This is a genomic window from Salinicola sp. JS01 (genome assembly GCF_030284585.1).
Lineage (GTDB): Bacteria > Pseudomonadota > Gammaproteobacteria > Pseudomonadales > Halomonadaceae > Salinicola.
This window is the reverse complement of record NZ_CP127244.1, coordinates 1,700,731-1,721,842: the sequence shown is the minus strand read 5'-3', so window position 1 is coordinate 1,721,842 and position 21,112 is coordinate 1,700,731. Positions and strand designations below refer to the sequence as shown.

General features: G+C 69.5%; 13 protein-coding genes. 5 read left to right on the top strand and 8 right to left on the bottom strand.

Annotated elements, in window-relative coordinates:
* The first annotated feature begins 142 nt into the window (after positions 1–142).
* Positions 143–1,507, top strand: a complete 1,365-nt coding sequence (locus QO259_RS07745; protein WP_285952390.1) for an AmpG family muropeptide MFS transporter — start codon at positions 143–145, stop codon at positions 1,505–1,507.
* A 24-nt stretch (positions 1,508–1,531) separates the two neighbouring features.
* Here the strand turns inward: QO259_RS07745 and QO259_RS07740 are convergent, their stop codons facing one another.
* Positions 1,532–3,373 (bottom strand): SEC-C metal-binding domain-containing protein, encoded by a 1,842-nt coding sequence (locus QO259_RS07740; RefSeq protein ID WP_285952389.1) that lies wholly within the window; start codon positions 3,371–3,373, stop codon positions 1,532–1,534.
* 122 nt (positions 3,374–3,495) lie between these two features.
* On the opposite strand from QO259_RS07740, the gene QO259_RS07735 reads away from it, so the two are divergent.
* From QO259_RS07735 to QO259_RS07725, 3 genes are read left to right on the top strand one after another with little or no spacing between them, the layout of a single operon-like run.
* The gene (locus QO259_RS07735; protein WP_285952388.1) at positions 3,496–5,415 is read left to right on the top strand and encodes a hypothetical protein; all 1,920 of its coding nucleotides are present in this window, start codon (positions 3,496–3,498) and stop codon (positions 5,413–5,415) included.
* 7 nt (positions 5,416–5,422) lie between these two features.
* Positions 5,423–7,450 carry a DNA topoisomerase III gene (locus QO259_RS07730; protein ID WP_285952387.1) on the top strand — a complete coding sequence of 676 codons (2,028 nt, stop codon included), beginning with the start codon at positions 5,423–5,425 and terminating at the stop codon, positions 7,448–7,450.
* On the top strand, positions 7,447–8,325 hold the full coding sequence (locus tag QO259_RS07725; RefSeq protein ID WP_285952386.1) for a ketopantoate reductase family protein: 879 nt from the start codon (positions 7,447–7,449) through the stop codon (positions 8,323–8,325). The genes QO259_RS07730 and QO259_RS07725 overlap by 4 nt, the downstream gene beginning before the upstream one ends.
* 63 nt (positions 8,326–8,388) lie before the next feature.
* On the opposite strand, the gene QO259_RS07720 is transcribed toward QO259_RS07725, so the two are convergent.
* The 7 genes from QO259_RS07720 to cysM form a co-directional block, all read right to left on the bottom strand.
* The gene (locus tag QO259_RS07720; protein WP_207037252.1) at positions 8,389–8,718 is read right to left on the bottom strand and encodes a chaperone modulator CbpM; all 330 of its coding nucleotides are present in this window, start codon (positions 8,716–8,718) and stop codon (positions 8,389–8,391) included.
* Positions 8,715–9,701 carry a DnaJ C-terminal domain-containing protein gene (locus tag QO259_RS07715; protein WP_285952385.1) on the bottom strand — a complete coding sequence of 329 codons (987 nt, stop codon included), beginning with the start codon at positions 9,699–9,701 and terminating at the stop codon, positions 8,715–8,717. The genes QO259_RS07720 and QO259_RS07715 overlap by 4 nt, the downstream gene beginning before the upstream one ends.
* Positions 9,702–9,762: 61 nt before the next feature.
* Positions 9,763–12,447 (bottom strand): phosphoenolpyruvate carboxylase, encoded by a 2,685-nt coding sequence (gene ppc, locus QO259_RS07710; protein WP_285952384.1) that lies wholly within the window; start codon positions 12,445–12,447, stop codon positions 9,763–9,765.
* Positions 12,448–12,665: 218 nt separating this feature from the next.
* Positions 12,666–13,526, bottom strand: coding sequence for a nucleoside triphosphate pyrophosphohydrolase (gene mazG / locus QO259_RS07705; RefSeq protein WP_285952383.1), 861 nt, complete (start codon positions 13,524–13,526; stop codon positions 12,666–12,668).
* Positions 13,523–15,772 (bottom strand): GTP diphosphokinase, encoded by a 2,250-nt coding sequence (gene relA, locus QO259_RS07700; protein WP_285952382.1) that lies wholly within the window; start codon positions 15,770–15,772, stop codon positions 13,523–13,525. The genes mazG and relA overlap by 4 nt, the downstream gene beginning before the upstream one ends.
* 122 nt (positions 15,773–15,894) lie before the next feature.
* Positions 15,895–17,250 (bottom strand): TRAM domain-containing protein, encoded by a 1,356-nt coding sequence (locus tag QO259_RS07695; RefSeq protein WP_285952381.1) that lies wholly within the window; start codon positions 17,248–17,250, stop codon positions 15,895–15,897.
* 49 nt (positions 17,251–17,299) lie between these two features.
* The gene (cysM, locus tag QO259_RS07690; protein ID WP_285952380.1) at positions 17,300–18,196 is read right to left on the bottom strand and encodes a cysteine synthase CysM; all 897 of its coding nucleotides are present in this window, start codon (positions 18,194–18,196) and stop codon (positions 17,300–17,302) included.
* Positions 18,197–19,359: 1,163 nt separating this feature from the next.
* Here cysM and QO259_RS07685 point away from each other — a divergent pair.
* Positions 19,360–21,102, top strand: coding sequence for an Hpt domain-containing protein (locus QO259_RS07685; protein WP_285952379.1), 1,743 nt, complete (start codon positions 19,360–19,362; stop codon positions 21,100–21,102).
* Positions 21,103–21,112 lie beyond the last annotated feature (10 nt).

Sequence of the window (21,112 nt, the reverse complement as noted above, 5' to 3'; positions counted from 1 at the left end):
GCGATCATAATCCCGTGGCGTGCCCGGGTAGGGAAGCGTGGTCATCAGATCCCCCGCGCCAGACGCGACACGATCGGCTAGAGTAGCATTTTTCGCGTCACCACGTCCGCCCGCGACGCGGCGGACCCTGTCTGGAGGTTGCATGCAACGCGAGCCACGCGACTGGCTGACATCGTGCCGGGTGTATCTGCGCGCCCCGGTCATCACCCTGCTGTTTCTGGGGTTTTCCGCGGGCCTGCCCTATCTCCTGGTGTTCTCCACCCTGACCGCCTGGCTCGAGGACAGCGGCGTTGACGTCGCCGCCATCGGCTTCTTCAGCTGGATCGGCATGCTCTATTCGATCAAGCTGTTCTGGGCGCCGATCGTCGACCGCGTGCGCCTGCCGCTGCTGGGGCGTGCTCTCGGCCAGCGGCGTAGCTGGATGCTGCTTGGGCAAGCGCTGATCGCCGCCGGTCTGTTCGGGCTCTCCGGGGTCGATCCGCTGGGGCATCTGCCGCTGGTGGCCGCCTTCGCCCTGCTCACCGCCTTCGGCGCGGCGACTCAGGATATCGTCATCGACGCCTACCGCATCGAATCCGGCGAGGCCGAGATCCAGGCGGCGATGGCATCGACCTATATCATCGGCTACCGCATCGGCATCGTGGTCGCCGGCGCCGGGGCGCTGTATATCGCCGACGCCGCGTCCTGGTCGGTGGCCTATCTGAGCATGGCCGCGCTGGTCGGCATCGGCATGCTCACGGTGCTGCTGCGTCCCGAGCCGCCGCGCCAGCAGGGGCTGGGCCGGGTCCTGTTCCATCCACGGGTCAGGCGCTTTTTGCGCGCCGGCGCCTCGCGCCCCGAGTGGCAGCGCCGCGCCGGGGTATGGCTGATCGCCGCCGTGGCTTGTCCGGTGGCGGACTTCTTCCAGCGTTACGCGCGCCTGGCCTTCGCCCTGCTGCTGTTCGTGGCAATCTACCGCATCGGCGACATCGTGATGGCGGCGATGGCCAACCCGCTCTACCTGAGTCTGGGCTTCACCAAGAGCGAGATCGCCAGCGTGACCAAGGTGTTCGGCGTCGCCATGACCATTGGCGGTGGCGTGCTTGGCGGGCTGCTGGTGGTGCGCTACGGCCTGGCACGCATGCTGGTTATCGGCGGCATCGCGGTGGCACTGACCAATATGGCATTCGCGGTGCTGGCCCTCGGCGGAAAGAGCCTGCCGCTGCTGGTGCTCACCATCACCGGTGACAACCTCGCCAACGGTCTCGCCAGCACGGTGTTCATCGCCTTTCTGTCGAGTCTCACCTCGCGCGCCTACACCGCGACCCAGTACGCGCTGTTCTCGTCGCTGATGACGCTGCCGGGCAAGTTCATCGGCGGCTTTTCGGGGGTCGCCGTGGCCCATCTGGGCTTCGCCCCCTTCTTCGTCCTGAGCGGGCTGCTCGGAGTACCGGCGATCGCCCTGGCCTGGTGGCTGGGCCGGCGCCTGCCGGCACTCGGCGGGGCAAGCGACACGCCGGCGCGCTGAAGCGGCGGCCGGCCTCCTCGGCGATCACTGGCTGCGGCGGCCCTCGCCGGCGCGCGCGCAGGGCTGACGCGAGAGCCACTCCAGCGCGCCGTCCGAGGCGGCCCATTGATCGCGCATCAGTTGGCGGTATTGCCACGCCTCGGCGCGGGTGCCGGGCTCAGGCATATCGACGCTCAAGCGCGCCGGGCGCGGGCGATCCTCGCACAGCACGCGCACGATATAGGGGTTGGCAGCGCATACCTCACCGAGTACCGCGCGCGCATCGTCATGCCGCGCCAGACGGTAGAGCGCCAGCACCCGCCCCATCTGCACACCCAGCATGTCGGCGCCTTCCGGTCCGGCCTCGCTCACCGCCAGTGCCTGGTCGTCGTTGCCCTCACGCAGCAGCTGATCGATCACCAGCTCGCGCAAGCCCAGGCTATCCTCGGCGTCGAGCGCTAAAAGCCGCTGCGCCAGCGCCCGCGCCTGGGGCCCGGCACCGCGCTCCATACCGATCACCAGCGCCAGGCCGGTGCGCAGCAGCGTGGCATTGTCAGCGTCGTGCCAGGAGAAGGTGCCGCCGGCATCCTCGAGCTGGGTCAGCCAGGCGCCGTAGCGCTCGGCCAACGGCGTGAAGAAGGTATCGACCATCCACGGCAGGCTGCCGAAGCGGCTCGCCAGCGCCAGGGTCAATGCCTGCATCACCTTGGGCGCGTCGAGCCACTCGGGGTTGGCACACAGCCCTTGAAGCCACTGCGGCGCAGTGACCCAGGGGTCACCGAGGAATCCGAGTGCAGCGTCCTCGTCGATCTCGATCTCACAGGCTTCGATCCAGCCAGCGTAGAGTGATGCCTCGCGCCGGCTGGGCTCGTAGAGCAGCGCCCCCTCCGGCGAACGCGACAGCACCAGCCGCGGCGGCCGCTGCTGAGTGTGCAGCAGCGCCTGCAGCGCGGTCAGCGGCCCGGCCAGCGCCTCCTCGGAGTTGATCACCTGTTCGGCCAGGGTCGACTCGGGATCGTCGGCCAGCTCGGCGATGAAGTCGAGCTGATCGGGATCGGCCTGGTGTTGGCGTGCCAGCCGCCGCCACCAGAACGCCGCGCGCTGGCGCGCCTTGCCCACGTTGCCCTCATGCAGCAGCACCATGGCTTCGATATAGGCCAGCGACGGCGAGTCCGGCAGAGTGCGCTGGGCGCTCTGGAACGCCTCGCGGGCACTGGCCAGGTCACCGCTGTCGAGATGCATCAGACACAGTCGCTCGTAGGCCGCGGCGCGAAGGAAATCGGGGCCACTGGCGATGACCCGCTCGATCAGCGCCGCGCGCTTGCGCAGGAAGCCGCGCTCCTGATAGAGATCGATCAGGATCTCGAACGCCGGCTCGATCTGCTCGGCCAGCACCTGCCAGTCACGCTCGCCGGCGAACAGCGACTCCAGAATCTGCTGGGCGCGGCCGTTGTTGCCGCTCTCGGCGGAGACGATACCCGCTTCGAGCAGCGCCTGCGCCGGCGCCTTGCGGCTCTCCAGCGCGGCCTTCAACGTCTCGCCGCGCCACTCGCGCAGCGACAGCATCCACATTAGATGCGTGGGCACCGCGCTGGGCAGCGCCACCCGCCGGCAGCAGTCGCGAAAGGCGCGCCCCGAATCGCACCAGCAGGGTTCGTCGGGACGCGGCTCGGCCAGCGGCTCGCAGTCGAACTGGCGCCGCACCAGCGGCGTCTGGTTCCAGATGATCGGCGCCAGCGCCTGGGCCATGTCCAGACTGCCGCCGCAATGCTCGGCGCCCTGCGTGCGCGCCCATGCCATCAGTGCCGGGTAGTGTTCGTTGTCGCGAATTGTATCGAGGGCGCCGCTGGCGTAGCCCAGCAGCTGTTCGACCCAAGCAGTCAGCATGGCGTTCCTCCGTCCGGTTGGCCCCATCCTAGCACGCCAGGCAACAGCGCTGGCGAGGCTCGACCTGGGGTGCTAAGTTAGCCGCCGCCCGCTGTGTCCGCCGCTGTTTGCAAGGAGCAAGCTTGCTCTCGTTGATTCCCCCCACGCTCCGCCGCCGATCCCACGCCGCCGCCAGCGACACCCCCCAGGTGCGTCTGGAGCGTGAAGGGCGCGACGAGATCCGCCGTATCACCGCCGCGGTGGAAAAAGTGCCGTGGACCGTGAGCCTGCTGCAGATCCTCTGGACCGCCGGTCCGGTGACCCTGCTCGGCGCCTGGGGCGGCTACCTGCTCGGCTACGGCAAGGCGCCGACGATCGAGAACTACATCTTCTTCATCTCGTTCACGGTCATCACCGGCATCTTCGGCGTACTCGCCAACCTGACCCATCACCTGACCCGCGGGCGACGCGTCGAGCGCACCTCGCAGCGCATCGAGCGGGTGATCAAGACCCTGCCGGAGCTGCTGCTGGCGACACGCAACCTGATCGTCGAGAGCCTCGACGGCGACGCCCGTCGCCGCGAGGCCGCGGCCATGCTGCTGCGCAAGCAGGACCTGTCGCCGGCGGGCGTCGAGCTGGCCGCGCTGGAGCTGCTCGACGACCCCGAAAGCGCGCGCCTGATCGGCCAGATCGAGGTCTACCGCCGGGTCGGCCTGCACGCCCGTATCAGCGATCTCTTCACGACCTACCGCGAGCGTATCGAACCGCAGTTCGGCGAGCTGTTCGACCTCGCGCCCCAGGCCATCACCCTGCTGCGCGAGCGCTTCGAGGGGCACGCCCCCGACCCGCGCTATGGCGTAGCGCGGGACGAGAACTTCATCGAACGCGTGATGGCGGCGATCGAGAACGACAACGACCTGCTGATGACGCTGCAGGACGTCGAGGAGATGGTGATTCTGGCCTTCGAACTGATCAGCGGCCGCCAGATCCCGGTGCTCTCGTTCGAGTACCGCGGGCGCTGGAAGCTGGCGCGCGCCTTCGACAACCTCGAGGAGGCGCGCGCCCGCCACCGCATCGCCCAGGCCACCGGGCTCTCGCGACTCAAGGCGCTCAACACCTATCTCACCGAACGCTCCGCCACGCCGCTGGCCGAGAGCGTCTCCGGCCAGCGCGCCGATGCCCTGCTCGCTCACAGCGTGGCGGCGATCGACGACCTCAGCGCGCGTATCGACGCCCAGGTGCGGGCGATCCAGAACGGGCGTAAGGAGGAGCGCCAGACGCTGCGCGACAACGCCGAGGTGCTGACCAACGCGATCAAGCTCTACAAGAGCGTCTCCAGCGCCTACGAGTCGGTCGGGCGCAGCCATGCTCACCGTCTGCGCATGGCCGAGCGCTGGGAAGCGCTCAGCGCCAACCTCTCCGACAGCACCACCCGCCTGCGCCTGGGGCCGGGGCGGCGCGGTCTGCGCATTCGCGAAAGCAAGATCGCCCTCGACGACGAGGCCAAGGCGGAGGTGTGCAAGCTGCTCGGGCGCTATATGGAGAAGGCCAACATCGGCACCTTCCGCGACCGCCTGCGCCAGGCCGAACGCGACACCCAGCTGAGCGTCGGCGTCGATACCGCCAAGCGCGTGGCAGTGGAGATCTTCCTCGCCCTGGAGCCCCACGTGCAGCTATCGCGCCCGGCGGTGCAGCGCGCCATCAACAGCTCCAACGCGGCGGACTTCGGCCAGCTCGAACCCAACCTCTCCGCCGCGGCCAAGGCGGCCATGGGCTCGGCGATGGTACGCGAGATCGAGACCGACCTGTCGCGCACCGCCGAGTCCCTGGCATTGGCGTTGGTGCGTCACTATCGGGTGGCGCTGGAACCGGAGGCGATGGCTTTTCTGCAGCGCCAGTACGGTGCCCGTGAGGCCACCCTGACGATGCTTACCAACGTCAATCTGGAGCGCAGCGAAACGCCCAACGTCAGTTATCTGAGCATGGCGCCACCGGCAGTAGGCACGCCGCACCGCCAGTGGTACCGCGCCCTGGTACGCGCCCGTCGACACCTGGAGAAGTGAACCGCGCATGCGTCTGATCGTCGCCGAAAAGCCCAGCCTGGCCCGGGCCATCGCCGCGGCCCTGCCCGCTCCGGCGGTACGCCGCGACGGCTATCTTGAAGCCGGCGACACCTGCGTCAGCTGGTGTCTGGGCCATCTGCTGGAGCAGGCCCCGCCGGAGGCCTACGCCCCCCGCTACCAGCAGTGGCGGCTGGACGATCTGCCCATCGTGCCGGATCGCTGGCAGCTGGTGCCGCGCCCCCAGGCCCGCGGCCAGCTCGCGGTGCTGCGCAAACTGCTCAAGCGCGCCACCAGCGTGGTCCACGCCGGCGACCCCGACCGCGAGGGCCAGCTGCTGGTGCAGGAGGCGCTCGATTACCTGGGCTGGCGCGGCCCGCTGCAGCGCCTGCTGGTACAGGATCTCAACCGCCCGGCGGTGGCCAAGGCGCTGGCCCGGCTCGAGGACAACCAGCGCTACCAGCCGCTGTTCGCCGCCGCCGAAGCGCGCTCGCGGGCGGACTGGCTGTATGGCATCAACCTGACCCGGGCGTGGACGCTGATCGGCCGCCAGGCGGGTTACGACGGCCTGCTCTCGGTGGGCCGGGTACAGACCCCGGTACTCGGGCTGGTGGTGCGCCGCGACCGGGAGATCGCCGCCTTCGAACCCTATCCGTTCTATCCACTATGGGCAGACCTCGCGGTCGCCGCCGGCGAGCTGCGCGCCTGGTGGCTGCCCGGCGAGAACCAGCCGCTGGATGCCCAGGGCCGCCTGCTCGACCCGCGTCCGGCCCAGGCCCTGGCCGCGCGCCTGCCCGGCAGTCAGGGCCGGCTGGCGACGCTGGAGCAGCGCCGCCAGCGCCAGGCGGCGCCCCTGCCCTACTCGCTCTCGGCGCTGCAGGTGGACGCCGCGCGGCGTTTCGGGCTCTCCGCCAAGCGGGTGCTGGACGTGTGTCAGGCGCTCTACGAGCGGCACCAGCTGATCACCTACCCGCGCTCGGACTGCCGCTATCTGCCGGCGGCTCACCACGGCGAGGCCGCGCGCACCCTGGCGAGCGCCTGCCAGCACGATGCGACACTCACACAGTGGGTGCGCGGGGCCGACTTCACCCGGCGCTCCAAAGCCTGGGACGATGCCAAGGTCGGCGCTCACCACGCCCTGGCGCCGAGCGGTCGCCCGGCCGATGTCGAACGCCTGACCCGCGACGAAGCCAATCTGTTCCGGCTCATCGCGCGTAACGTGCTGGCGCAGTTCTACCCGCCGCTGGAGACCTTCGAGACCCGAGCGCTGTTCGAGATTCTCGACGAGCGTTTCCAGGCCAAGGGGCGCGAAATCCTCGAGCCGGGCTGGAAGCCGCTGTTCACCACCCGCGACGACGTACCTACGCTGCCCGCGCTGCACCAGGGCGAGACGGCCCGCGTGCTGGGCGCCGAGGTCGAGAGCCGCGAGACGCGCCCGCCGGAGCCGTTCACCGATGCCAGTCTGATCAAGGCGATGATGAACATCGCACGCTATGTGGATGACCCCGAGGTCAAGCGCACCCTGCGCGAGACCGACGGCCTGGGCACCGAGGCGACGCGGGCCGGCATCATCGAGACCCTGCTCACCCGCGGCTATCTGGTGCGCGAGGCCAAGGCGCTGCGCGCTTCGCGAACCGGCCACGCCCTGATCGATTCGCTGCCGCCGGCGGCCTCGCAGCCGGAACGCACCGCGCTATGGGAGCAGCGTCTGACCCGCATCGCCGAGGGCAATGCCGCGGCGCAGCCTTTCGTCGACGCCCTGCTCACGGACCTGCACCAGCTGCTCGGCCAGGCCAGTGCGGGCAAGCTCGACCAGGCGCTCAAGGCGGCCCGCCAGAGCGCCGCGCCGGAGGCCGCCAAGCCGGCTCGCGGCAAACGCCACACGGCCAAGCGCGGCAGCGGCGGGCAGTCGCGTCGGCGTAGCGGCAGCAAGAGCAGTGCTGGCACCCAGAGCAGTACCGACACAAAGAGCGGCACGGGCACCACCCGCAAGCCGCGTAGCCGCCGCGGCAGCCGCACCCAGGGGTCCGGCTCGTGACGTCGGGGCCCTGGCTGGTACTCGGCGCGGGGGCGCTGGGGCAACTGTTCGCGGCGCGCCTCGCCGCGGCGAGCGATAGCGGGCAGATCATGCTGCGCGGGCGCCAGGGGGCAGTGAATCAGGTACACCTGCAGACGGCCGACGGCAACTGGCAGACTCGGACGCTAACGCCCTCCGCGGCGGCGCCGGCGCTGGTGATCGTCGCCACCAAGGCGTTCGATGCCGAGCAGGCGCTAGCGCAGGCCCGGCTGGCACCGGCTACTCCGCTGCTGCTGTTGCAGAATGGCTTCAGCGTCCAGCCGCGTCTGAGCAGAGAGTGGCCGGGCCCGGTGCTGTGCGCGGCGACCACCGAAGCGGCCTATCGCCGGCCGCTGCCGGCAACCGGGGTGGTCCACGCAGCAGCCGGCCACACCTGGCTCGGCGATCTGGCCGGAGAGCATCGCGCCATGGCGGCCGCGGTCGCCGCGACCCTCACCCGCGCAGGCCTGGCAGCCAGCGCCTGCGACGACATCGATGAGAAGCTGTGGCACAAGCTGGCGGTCAACGCCGTGATCAATACGCTGACGGCACGCCATCGGGTACTCAATGGTGCCCTCGCCACGCCGCCGCTCCGCGCCGAGGTCGCAGCGCTGTGCGCGGAGATCGCGCAGCTGATGGCGGCAGCACAGATAGCGCCCCCGGCCGCGGGGTGGCAGGGATGGGTCAGCGCGGTGATCGAGGCCACCGCTGGCAACCGTTCGTCGATGCTCCAGGACGTGCTGGACGGGCGTCGCACCGAGCGCGACGCCATTCTCGCGCCACTGCTAGCGCTCGCCAATACCCACGCCCTCGCGGCACCTGGGCTGCGCGCCTGCTATCACGCCACCCCAGGCTGACCGCCGGGGCCCCCGGGGCGCGGCGGCCATACACGTAGAGTGGCCCTGACGCTGAGCGGGGGCTCAGCCCGGGCCGCCATCGAGGCGCCGGCGCAGCGTCTCTAGCTCTTCCATCAGCTCCAGGGCGAGCGCGGCACCCGCCAGGTTGACCCCCAGGTCGCGCTGCAGGCGTCGGACCGTGCGCACGCGGGCCAGGCTGCTGCCGTAGAAGCGCCACTGCTCACGCTGGCGCCCAGCGGGCGTGAGAATGCCCTCGTCGACCAGCTCGATCACCCACTCGGCGTGCACGGTGCAGCTACGGCAAAGCTCGCCCAGGGTCAGCAGCGGACGCTCGTCGAGGTTATCCCCTTCGAGCACCGAGTCGGCATCGGCAGATGAGAGATGTCGCGTCATGATCCGTTACCTCCCAGGTCGGCACGGGGGTCGAAAGCGCTGGCCTCGGCCAGTTGGCGATAGGCGGCCGCCACCGCCTCGCTGTCGGCCGGCGGTGTCACCAGCGTCAGCTCGACGTAGAGATCGCCGGGCGGCGTGCCGGGAATGCCTCGCCCCTTGAGGCGTAGACGGCGCCCGCCGCGGGAACCGGCAGGCACCTTGAGGGTCACCTCGCCGCCCGGCGTCGGCAGCGACAGCGTGGTGCCCAGCGCCGCCTCCCACGGCGCCACCGGTAGCGTCATGGCGACGTCACGTCCCTCGACCCGATAGCGCGGATGCGGGCGGAACTCCACCTCCAGATAGAGATCCCCGGCGGCGGCGCCGTTGGCGCCAGGACCACCCTGCCCGGCGAGGCGGATGCGCTGCCCCGCCTTGACGCCCTTGGGGATCCGCACCTTGAGCGTGCGCTCGCGCGGGCGCAGATGCCCCTGCGGGTCGAACTCGGCGCGCTGCAGCGACAACGTGCGCGTGGCCCCCTGATAGGCATCCTCCAGCTCGATCAACACCTTGGCGTGGTGGTCCTCGCCGTGCAGCGTCTGATTACGGGTCCGACCAGCGCCCTCGAAACCGCCCGCGGCGTCGAAGCCTGAGAATCCGCCCCTGGCGCCACGGCGGCCGAACAGCGTCTCGAAGAAGTCGCTGAAATCGGCACTCTCACCATGGGTATAGCCGCCGCCGCTGAACTCGAAGCCGGCATCCCAGTCGGGCGGCGCCTCGAAGCGCTCGCCCTCGCGCCCGCCGAGACGGTCATAGGCAGCGCGCTTCTCCGGATCCTTGAGCACCTCGTAGGCTTCGCCCAGCGCCTTGAAGCGCGCCTCGGCGTCGGCCTCGTGACTGACATCGGGATGATACTTGCGCGCCAGCTTGCGATAGGCGCGCTTGATCTCCTCTTGGGTGGCGTCGCGCTCGACGCCGAGTACCGCATAGTAGTCCTTGAACTCCATCGGCGATCTCCCTTTGCCCAGCCCACGGGGCGATCACCTCGCCCCGGCCCGACGCCACGCCTCAGCCGGTATTGCGCAGTCCGGCGGCGATACCGGCCATGGTGACCATCAGCGCCCGCGAGAGCGCCGGGCTGATGTCGCCGTCGGCATCGCGGTTACGCTGCAACAGCTCCGCCTGCAGCCCGTGCAGCGGGTCGATGTAAGGATTGCGCACCTCGATCGCCTGACGGATCAGGGGCGTATCCTCGAGCAGCGTGCGCTGATCCAGGATCTGCAGCAGCACCGCTTCCAGGTCGACCAGACGCTGGCGCAACGCCCCGCCCAGCTCGCGCAGCGCCGGGGCATCGACCAGCCGCTCCTCGTAGTAGGCGGCGATCTGACCATCGGACTTGGCCAGCAGCATCTCCAGCATGTCCAGGTAGGTGCGGAAGAACGGCCACTGTTGGCGCATCTCGCGCAGCCGGGCCAGGCCGCCCTCCTCGGCCACCCGGGTGGCGAAGGCTTCGCCACTGCCCAGCCAGGCCGGCAGCATCAGCCGGATCTGTGTCCAGGCAAAGATCCACGGAATCGCGCGCAGCGTCTCGATGCCCCCCTGTTGACGCCGCTTGGCCGGGCGCGAGCCCAGTGGCAAGCGGCCCAGGGCGCTCTCCGGGGTCACCGCGCGGAAGTAGTCGACGAAGTCCGGATTCTCGCGCACCACGCCGACATAAGCCGCGTGGGCCACATCGGCCAGGCGATCCATCTCCTCGCGCCAGGCCGGCTGCGGCGCCGGCGGCGGCAGCAGGGTCGCCTCCAGCACCGCGCAGGTGTAGATCTCCATCGAACGCAGCGCGATATCCGGCTGCCCGAACTTGAAGCGGATCATCTCGCCCTGCTCGGTGACCCGAAGACTGCCGTTCACCGAACCCGGCGGCTGCGACAGGATGGCGGCATGGGCCGGGCCGCCGCCGCGCCCCACGGTACCGCCACGGCCGTGGAACAGGGTCAGCGCCACGCCGCCATCGCGGCACACCTCGACCAGCCGCTCCTGGGCGCGGTACTGGGCCCAGGCCGCCGCCAGCTGGCCGGCGTCCTTGGCCGAGTCGGAGTAGCCGATCATCACTTCCTGATAGTCACCGGCGATCGCCCGATACCCCGGCAGCGCCAGCAGCCGCTCGATCACCGCGCCGGCGCGGTCGAGGTCGTCGAGGGTCTCGAACAGCGGCGCGATGGGCAGATTCAGGCCCTCGCCGGCCTCCTTCATCAGCAGCGCCACCGCCAGCACGTCGGAGGGCTGCTGGGCCATCGAGATGATGTAGGTGCCCAGCGCCTCGCGCTGCTCGCGACCGATCACGCGGAAGGTGTCGAGCACCTCGCGCGCCTCGGCGGAGCAGGCCCAGCGCGGCGGCACCAGCGGCCGCGGCGAGGCCAGCTCGTCGAGCAGGAACTGCTGGCGCTGTGCTTCCGGCCATTCCAGATAGCTGCCGAGCTCGAGATGACGGGTCAGCTCGTCGAGGCACTGGGCGTGGCGCGAGCCATCCTGGCGCACGTCGAGCTTGGCCAGAGTCACCCCGAACACCCCGACCCGGCGCAGGGTATCGAGCAGCACCCCGTTGGCGATGGTCTCCAGACCGACGTCACACAGCGAGCGGTAGCAGGCCAAGAGTGGCGCATGCAGCTGGGCGCGGGTCTCGATGATCGGAGCGTCTGCCACCGGTTCGCCATCGAGCCGGGCGCGGGCCCAGGCGCGGGTCGCCTCCAGCCGGGTGGTGAGCTGCTTGAGCAGCGCGCGGTAAGGTTCGGGATCGTCGCCCACCTCGGCGCGCAGGGCGTCGCTGGCCTGCCACATCGACAGCTCGGCACGCAGCTGCTCGAGATCGCGCAGGTAGAGATCCGCGGCCATCCAGCGGCCCAGCAGCAACACTTCCTGGGTGACCGCCGCAGTGACGTTGGGGTTGCCGTCGCGGTCGCCGCCCATCCACGAGGCGAAGCGGATCGGCGAGGCGTCCAGCGGCAGGCGCTCGCCGGTGGCGTCGAGCAGCAGCGCATCGAGATCACGATGGAAGGTAGGCACTGCCTGCCACAGCGCGTTCTCGATCACCGCGAAACCCCACTTGGCCTCGTCCACCGGTGTCGGCCGCTCGTGACGAATCTCGTCGGTGTGCCAGGACTGGGCGATCAGCTCCTCGAGCCGCCCCTGGGCGCGCTGCAGCACCTCGGGGTGTTCAGCGCTGGTCTCGATCCGACTCAGGCACTCGTCGATGGCATCGTATTTCTGGATCAGCGTGCGCCGGATGACCTCGGTCGGGTGCGCGGTCAGCACCAGATCGACACGCATCCCCGCCAGCGCATCGACGACCTCGCGGGGCGACTTGCCGGCAGAAGCGATACGCTCGATCAGTTCGCCCAGGTCTGGCTGGGTGCCGGGGCGGTAGTCCTCGACCCGGCGAAAGCGCGCCCGATAGTGCTGTTCGGCGATATTGGAGAAGTTCAGGAACTGGTTGAAGGCGCGGGTCACCGGCAGCAGCTCGTCATCGGGCAGCGCGCGCAGATAGTCGATCAGCGCGTGGCGGTCGGACGCCTCGGCACGCTGGCGCCCCTGCTTGGCCAGCGCGCGGATCGCCTCGATGCGATCGACGAAATCGGCGCCCATGTCGTTGGCGATGGTTCTGCCCAGGCTATCACCCAGCAGCCTGACGTTTTCCCTGAGCGATTCGTGCAGCGAAGTGTCGTGGTCCGACGTCCTGGTGTCTTGCTCTGAACTCATGAAAGTTCCTCTGCGGGCGGCGATGGGCGATGGCGACGCCCGGCCTGACGACGACAGATGCGCCGGCAACAGGCCGGGTGACGCAGACAGTATGATCCAGAATAGCCACAAGCGAGGCACCCCTGGCAAGCGCCCTCGCGCACTGATTCTCCTGCCGGGGGCAAGCGCCGCGGTCGCGTTCGGCTAGCGCACGCCCACTCCTGCTGGTGCTCCCGCGGCTAGTCCCGCTGGCGCTCCCGCGCCTTGGCCGCCTGCCAGTGGCGCTCCATCTGTGCCAGCGTGGCATCACCGGGGGTGACACCCTCTTGTGCCAGGCCATCCTCGACGTGGCGGAAGCGGTGCTCGAACTTGTGGTTGGTGCGCCGCAGCATCTGCTCGGGGTCGCACTTGAGCCGCCGTGCCAGATTGACCACCGCGAACAGCAGATCGCCCACCTCGGCCTGGGCGTGCTGGCGATCGCCGTCGGCGAGCGCCGACTCGACCTCCGCCAGCTCTTCCCGGATCTTGTCGATGACGCCGTGCTCGTCGGGCCAGTCGAAGCCCTGGCCGGCGGCGCGCTTGCTCAGCTTGGCTGCGCGGGTCAGCGCCGGCAGCGCGGCGGGGATGTCATCCAGCGCCGAGGGGCGTTGCGTCGCCTGAGCGCTACGCGCCTCGCGCTCCTCGGCCTTGAGCGCTTCCCAGCGCGCCTTGACCTCGGACTCGGCGACGGCGCCATCGCTGCGCCGCGAGGTCAGGGTGCCGTCGGGAAACACATGCGGATGGCGGCGCAGCATCTTGGCGGTCAGGGTGTGGACGATGTCGGCGAATTCGAAGCGCCCCGCCTCGCGCGCGAACTGACTGTAGTAGACCACCTGGAACAGCAGGTCGCCGAGCTCGCCGGGCAGCTCGTCGAAGGCGCGGCGCTCGATCGCGTCGGCCACCTCGTAGGCCTCCTCCAGGGTGTGCGGCACGATCGAGTCCCAGTCCTGCTTGAGATCCCACGGACAGCCGTCACGGGGGTCGCGCAGCACCGCCATCAGCGTCAGCAGATCGTCGAGGGTGTAGCGTTGGGTCGCGGTGCTCTCGTCGGTCAGGCTCACTGGATCTGTCCCTGGCGCAGGCGTTTGACGTCGATCACGTTGGGCAACTGCTGGATACGCGAGAAGATGCGCTCCAGCGCCTCGAGCCCATCGACCTCGAGGGTGATGCGCATGCGCGCGATGTTGTCGTGCTTGTCGGTGGCGGTGTTCACCGAGGTGACGTTGATCCGGTCGCTGGAGAGCACGTGGGTGACATCGCGCAGCAGTCCCGAGCGGTCCCAGGCCTCGATCTCGATATCCACCGGATACTGGGTTCGCGCGCGGTCGCCCCACTCGACGTCGACGATGCGCCGCGGCTCTTCGCTGCGCAGCTGCAGCACGTTGGCGCAGTCCTGGCGGTGGATGGTGACCCCACGTCCCTGGGTGATATAGCCGATGATCTGATCGCCGGGCACCGGGTGGCAGCAGTTGGCCATCAGCGTCTTGAGGTTGCCCACGCCGAGGACGGTGATGCCGTCGCCGGCCTCCCGCGACGGCTGGCGCTTGGGCTTGGTCAGCAGACGGTCGAGCTGCTCCTGGTCGTCGCTCTCGCCGAACTTCTGCTGCGCCTGGTGCAGCACTTGGCCGATGCGCAGGTCGCCGGCGCCGATCGCCGCGTACATGTCCTCGGCGCTGGTGTAGTTGACCGTCTCGGCGAGCCGGGTGAGATCGATGCCTTCGATATCCAGACGCCGGAACTCACGATCGAAGATCGCCTTGCCCTCTTCCAGGTTCTGCTCGCGCGCCTGCTGCTTGAACCACGCCTGGATCTTGGCCCGCGCCCGCGAGGTGCGCACGTAGCCCAGATTGGGGTTGAGCCAGTCACGGCTGGGGGCACTCTTGGTCGCGGTGAGGATCTCCACCTGCTGGCCGGTCCGGAGCAGGTAGGTCAACGGCACGATGCGCCCGTCGACCTTGGCCCCGCGGCAGCGATGGCCGATCTCGGTGTGCACGCGGTAGGCGAAGTCGATCGGCGTCGCCACCTGCGGCATGTCGATGACGTGACCATCGGGCGTGAACACATAGATGCGATCCGGGGCCACGTCGCTGGAGAGCCCTTCACGGAAGTCGCCGACGTCGCCGACCTCCTCCTGCCACTCCAGAACCTGGCGCAGCCAGGCGATCTTCTCTTCGTAGCTGCGGCTCTTGGGATCGAGATCGGTGCCCTTGTAGCGCCAGTGGGCGCAGACCCCGAGTTCGGCCTCCTCGTGCATGGCGAAGGTGCGCACCTGGATCTCCAGCACCTTGTTCTCGGGGCCGAAGACCGCGGTGTGCAGCGACTGATAGCCGTTCTTCTTGGGGTTGGCGATATAGTCGTCGAACTCGTTGGGCACATGATGCCAGCGCGAGTGCACCACCCCCAGCGTGGTGTAGCAGTCGGCGATCTCGGGCACCAGAATGCGCACCGCCCGCACGTCGTAGACCTGGGAGAAGTCGATGTGCTTGCGCTGCATCTTGCGCCAGATCGAATAGATGTGCTTGGCGCGGCCGTCGACCTGGTACTGGCTGATCCCCTGACGCTCGAGCAGCGTCTCGAGGGTGGCGACCACCTCCTTGATGTAGCGGTCGCGGTCGAGGCGCTTCTCCGCCAGCTGCTTGGCGATCGACTTGTATTCGCTCTCGTGGAGATAGCGGAAGGCCAGGTCCTCAAGCTCCCACTTCACCTGGCCGACGCCGAGCCGGTGTGCCAGCGGCGCGTAGATATCGAACACCTCGCGCGCCACCCGCAGGCGCTTCTCGCGCGAGGCATCCTTGACCTGACGCAGGGCACAGGTGCGCTCGGCGATCTTGATCAGCGCCACGCGCACGTCGTCGACCATGGTTACCAGCATCTTGCGCAGGTTCTCCTGCTGGTTGTGCTGGGAGAGCCCCTGCTTGGGGGCCTGCAGCTGGCTGATCGCGGCCATGCTGAGCACGCCTTCGATCAGCTGCGCAACCTCCCGCCCCTGACGCTTGGCCACGCCCTCGACGCTGATCAGGCCCCGGCGCACGCTGCGATAGAGTACCGCCGCCTCCAGCGTCGGCTGATCGAGCCGTAGCTGGCTGAGGATATCGGCCATCTCCAGACCGGTGAGCAGGCTCAGCCCGGGTACACTCTCCTGAGCCGTCGCCTGCGGGTTCTCCCCCACGGCACGCGCCAGCTCGCACGCCTGACGCATGCGCTGCGGGTCACGCAGCGTCACTTCGTCGTTCAACCGCTCGAGCCATCCCTCGAGATCGATACCGCCGGGGCCGACCGACGGCTGATCCTCACGCACCTTGACCATGCCTGTCCTCGCCTCCTGGAGCCCCTTGATGCCGCCGCCTGCCGCTGAACGGCAGGCCCCGCGACACCGGGCTTTCGTTGTTCGTGATAATAGCTGTCTAGTCGCTTGCGCGTTGATTCAAGTCAATCGTGATCGGTACCGCCGGCCCCGAGCGCCACCTCCGGGCGCGTGAACAGCGCCAGCGACTCCAGATGCGCGGTGTGCGGGAACATGTCGGCGACCGCCAGCCGTCGCAGCACCAGGCCACCGGCCACGAGATGCGCCGCATCACGCGCCAACGAGGCCGGGTCACACGAGACGTAGAGCACCTGCGCCACCTCGCTCTGCGCCACCCGCCGGCAGAGCGCATCGGCGCCATCCCGCGGCGGGTCGAGAATCAAGGTGTCGTGCTCCGCCAGCAGTGCCTCCAGAGCCGAGTCCGGCGCACTCAGGTCCGCCTGCATCGCCGTCACCGCGGGAAGGGCATTGGCGTCGGCGTTGGCACGCAGGCGCTCGACCATCGTCTGGCTGCCCTCGACGGCGGTCACCGCCGCCACCTCATCGGCCAGCGCCAGCGAGAAGTTGCCGATGCCGGCAAACAGATCGAGCAGCCGCATGCGCGGTGTCGGTGTCAGCCAGGCGCGGACCGTATCGATCAGACGCTGATTGATCTCGGCGTTGACCTGGACGAAATCCCCCGGCGCCAGCGCCAGCGTCACCGCATGGGCGGCGCCCTGCACCCTCACCGCCAGCGTGGGCGCCGCGCCCAGCCAGTGCAGCTGCGGCTGCTCACGGCCCTGCAGCTGGGCCACCGCGACGCCATGGCGCTCGCCGAAGCGCCGCCAGCGCTCGCTGTCCTCGCTCACCTCGCGCAGTTGGCGCACCACCACCACCGGCACGGCGTGGTCATCCAACAGCAGCTCCAGATGGCCGACATGGCGCGGCACGGCCAGCGTTGCGAGCAGCTCGCGCAGCGGCGCCAGCAGTGCGGCGAGCGCCGGTGTCAGCACCATGCAGCCGACGATATCGACCAGTTGGTCGCTGCCGCGGGCGCGGAAACCGAGATGCATGCGCCCCTCGCCGTCACGCTTGACGCCGAGCCGCGCGCGCCGGCGGTAGCCGACATCGGCGCCGGCGATCAGCCCCACTTCGCCGGGGGGTTCGATGCCCTGCCGGGCGAGCAGCTCACCCACCACCCGGCGCTTGTGCTCGCGCTGGGCGGCGATATCCATGTGCTGCAGATCACAGCCGCCACAGCGGTCGAAATAGACGCAGGGCGGGGTGACCCGCTCGGGCGCGCTGACCAGGCGTTGGCGCACGTGGGCCTCATCGAAGCGCCGCCGCTCACGATGCACCGCCACCTCGACCCGCTCGCCGGGCAGCGCGCCGCTGACGAACACCGTCTTGCCGCTGGCCGCACGCGCCACGCCGCGACCGTCGTGGGCCAGGCGCTCGATATACAACCCCGGCGCTGCGATTTTCCCGCTGGCGGCGGCCATACTTTCTCGTTTGCGCACCGGCGCGCGGCGTTTCCCCAGCATCGCCATCTCAGGCGTCCGGGGCGTAAAGGCCGGTGGAGAGATAGCGATCGCCACGGTCACACACGATGAACACGATCACCGCGTTGTCGACCTCCTCGGCGATGCGCAGCGCTCCGGCCAGGGCTCCGCCGGAGGAGACGCCGGCCAGGATGCCCTCTTCGCGCGCCAGCCGGCGCATGTGATGCTCCGCCTCGTGCTGCTCGATATCGAGGATGCGGTCGACCCGGGCAGGCTCGAAGATGCTCGGGCGATAAGCATCGGGCCAGCGCCGAATGCCGGCGATGCTGGCGCCGTCGGCCGGCTGCAGGCCGACGATCTCGATCGACGGGTTGCGCTCCTTGAGGTAGCGCGAGGTGCCCATGATCGTGCCGGTGGTGCCCATGGAACTGACGAAGTGGGTGATGCGCCCGGCAGTCTGCTCCCACAGCTCGGGACCGGTGGAGCGATAGTGCGCCAGTGGGTTGTCGCCGTTGGCGAACTGGTCGAGAGACTTGCCCTCGCCACGGGCGATCATCGCATCGGCGAGATCGCGCGCGCCCTCCATGCCCTGCGCCTTGCTCACGCCGATCAGCTCGGCACCATAGGCGGCCATCGCCTGCTTGCGCTCGCTGGAGGCGTTCTCCGGCATGATCAGGACCATGCGGTAGCCCATCACCGCCGCCGCCATGGCCAGCGCGATGCCGGTATTGCCGGAGGTGGCTTCGATCAGCGTATCGCCGGGGGCGATATCGCCGCGCGCCTGCGCCTCGCGCAGCATCGACAGCGCCGGCCGATCCTTCACCGAGCCCGCCGGGTTGTTGCCCTCGAGCTTGGCCAGCAGCGTGTTGTCGCGGCCGGCGTTGATGCGAGCGAGCCTCACCAGCGGCGTATTGCCGACGGTTTGCGCGAGCGTGGGAAATGCCATGGCAGATGTCCTAGCAGTCGGTATAGATGACGCGCCGTCACCGCCGGTGGCGGTGAACGCGAAAAACATCGTCCCAGTATATCGAACGCAGCGTATATCGAACACGACGCGCCGCCTGGGTCGCGACGTCGCACGCCAGCAGCCGGGGTCGCCACACCACCGGCCAGCGCTGCCCCGAGGGTCGCAGGACACACGCCCGGCGGGCAGCGCTAGCCTGCCGCGACGCGCGGGAAAACGCAAAACGAATTCGCAACGCCGCGTAGTGATGGTTCAATAGGCAGCCGTGTAGCGCCCGGCCGGGCGACCGACCGGCGCTCGGCGGCGAGCGTCAGGCGGGCACTTCGCCTGCGCGCGCTACGGATCGCGCCGTATCGGCCGATAGATGCAACCTAATCGACATCATGGGGTTCGTTGCCGCCGATGCTCTCACGCTGGCTGACACGTCTTGCGCTGATCCTGGTGATCGGTGTCCTGATCCTGAGCGGGCGCCATCTGTGGCAGCTCGAGCAGGCGCGCGGCCAACGGGTGCCAGAACACCTGGGAACGATGAGTCGCGTGCTGGTCCCGACGCTCACCGAGGCGATTCGCGACGAGGATCACGCCACCCTTCACCGGCTCCTGATGCAGCTCTCGGACGATCCCGACATCCGCAACGTCACCCTGCGCAACACGAACGGCAGCGAAGTCGACTACAGCGGCGAGGCTCCCGGTCCGCCGCCACGCCCGCTGAACGCCGATGCCCGTGGCTGGCACGCGGAGTCCGCACAGCGCTGGCTGCTGCCGATCGACTGGCTCACCCCCGCACAGCTACCGCAGCGCCTGTGGCTGGACATTCGCCTGAGCCCCGACGCGGTCGACATCGATGAGCGCTCGCGCTACCACATTCTGACCCTGTCACTCTCGGGTCTGAGTCTACTGCTGCTGCTCGGCGCAGGCGTGGCCCGGCGACGCCACGGGGCTTCGCTGCACCACGCCGCGGATCGGCGCGCCGGAGCAGCTGGCGACCCGAGCAACGGCGGGCGCGCGCCCGGCGAGACGGCCCTGGGAGCGATCCCCCCGCGCCCATCGCGACGGATGCCCCACCCACTCGCTGGCCCGATGCCGCCAAGGAGATCAGCGATCTGGCCTACGTCAGTCACGAACTGCGTGCCCCGCTCTCCGGCGTGCTCGGACTCTGCCGGCTGCTCGAGAACAGCCCCCTCGACGCGCGTCAGCGCGAGTGGCTGCGGCATATCCATCTGGCTTCCAATGGTCTGCTGGATACCGTCGATCACGTGCTCGGCGACGAGCGCCGCCGGCAAACGGAGACCACCTTCGATATCGCCGATCTGCTGTGGGAGGTGAACTGCCTGCAGACGCCGCTGGCACAGGCCCGCGGCATCACCCTGCTGGGCATGGTCTACGACGACGTGCCACCGCGCCTGGTAGGCCAGCCGGTGGCCCTGCGTCAGCTGTTGACCAATCTGATCAGCAACGCGGTCAAGTACGGTGCCGCAGGCGATGTGGTGACACGTGTCACGCTGGCGAGCCGCGACGCCGAGCGCGTACGCCTGACGCTCAGCGTCAAGGATGCCGGCTGTGCCGAGGGTAGCGACCGCGAGCAGCTGCGCCGAGCCCTGGCCGCACCCATGGAGACCGCGGGGCGCGGCAGCGGTCTCGCCGTGTGCCGGCGGCTGACGCGCGAGATGGAGGGCGAGCTACGTCTCGGCAACGATGGCAGACACGGCAACAGCGTGGTCGCCAGCGTCACGCTGGGCGCCTGCGAGCCGTTCATCAGGCCCGCCGAGTTCGACCTCGGCCAGGCGCGGATCGGCCTCTATCAGCGCCATACCCGCCTCGATCATCTGCTCGCCTACGCGCTCAAGCGCTGGTCGGCCCGAGTGCAGCCGATCACCCACGCCGATGCTCTGATACAGGACCGCGAGCCGCCGGCGCTGACGCTGATCGGGCTCGATCAGCAGGATCTCGAGCCGGCGGCGCGCGACGCCTGGCAGCGCCGCTTCGACGCCATGGCCAGACCCTGCCTGCTGGTGGTCAACGCCGAGCCGACCCAGCCGCTGCCGTGGCGTCTGCCGCTCGGCAGCAGCGTGCTGCGACTGCCGATCTCACGCTATCTCCTGGGGCGCACCCTGGCAGGCATGCTCGATGCCGCCGGGCGCCAGACGAGCAGCGACCAGCCATGCATTCTGGTGGTCGACGACGACGAGCTGAGCCAGCACTACCTGGATGCGCTGCTCCCGATCGTCGGCGCCAGCTCACTGGTGGCGGGCAGCGCCGAGGCGGCGCTGACGCTGGCCGCCGGCCACGCCATCGACCTGGTGCTGATGGACCTGCGCCTGCCCGACGCTTCCGGCGCCGCGACCATTGCCCGTCTGCGTGCCCTTGGCGGGCGCTGGTCGCACCTGCCGATCGTCGCCATGAGCGCCAGCCCCGGCGCCGAGCTGCCCGAGCAGGGGCCCGGCGGGTGTCAGCAGTTGCTGACCAAACCGATCGACGAGCGTCAGCTGCGGGCGCTGCTGATGCGCTACCTGCCCGGCGTCAGCGAGCCCGCCGACGAGCCGGCGCTGGCGGTGGTCGACCCCGACCTCGCCCTGCAGCTGAGCGGCGGCCGCGAAGCGCTGGCCGACGAACTGCTGACCCTGCTGCTGAGCGAACTGCCGAACCACCGTCTGACGCTGGCGCAGGCGTGGCAGGCCGCGGATGCCGACGCCCTCAGGGAGGCAGTGCATCAGCTCGGGGGCGGCTGCCGCTACTGCGGTGTGCCCGCACTGAGCGCCGCCTGCAGCGCGCTGGAGACCCGCCTGCAGCAGGCACCGCTGGCCGACTGCCGGCGCGAGTGGATGCAGCTCACCCATGCCTGCGACCAGCTCGCCGCCTGGGCCGAGCGGCATCCCACGCCGCGCTGACGCGCGCGGT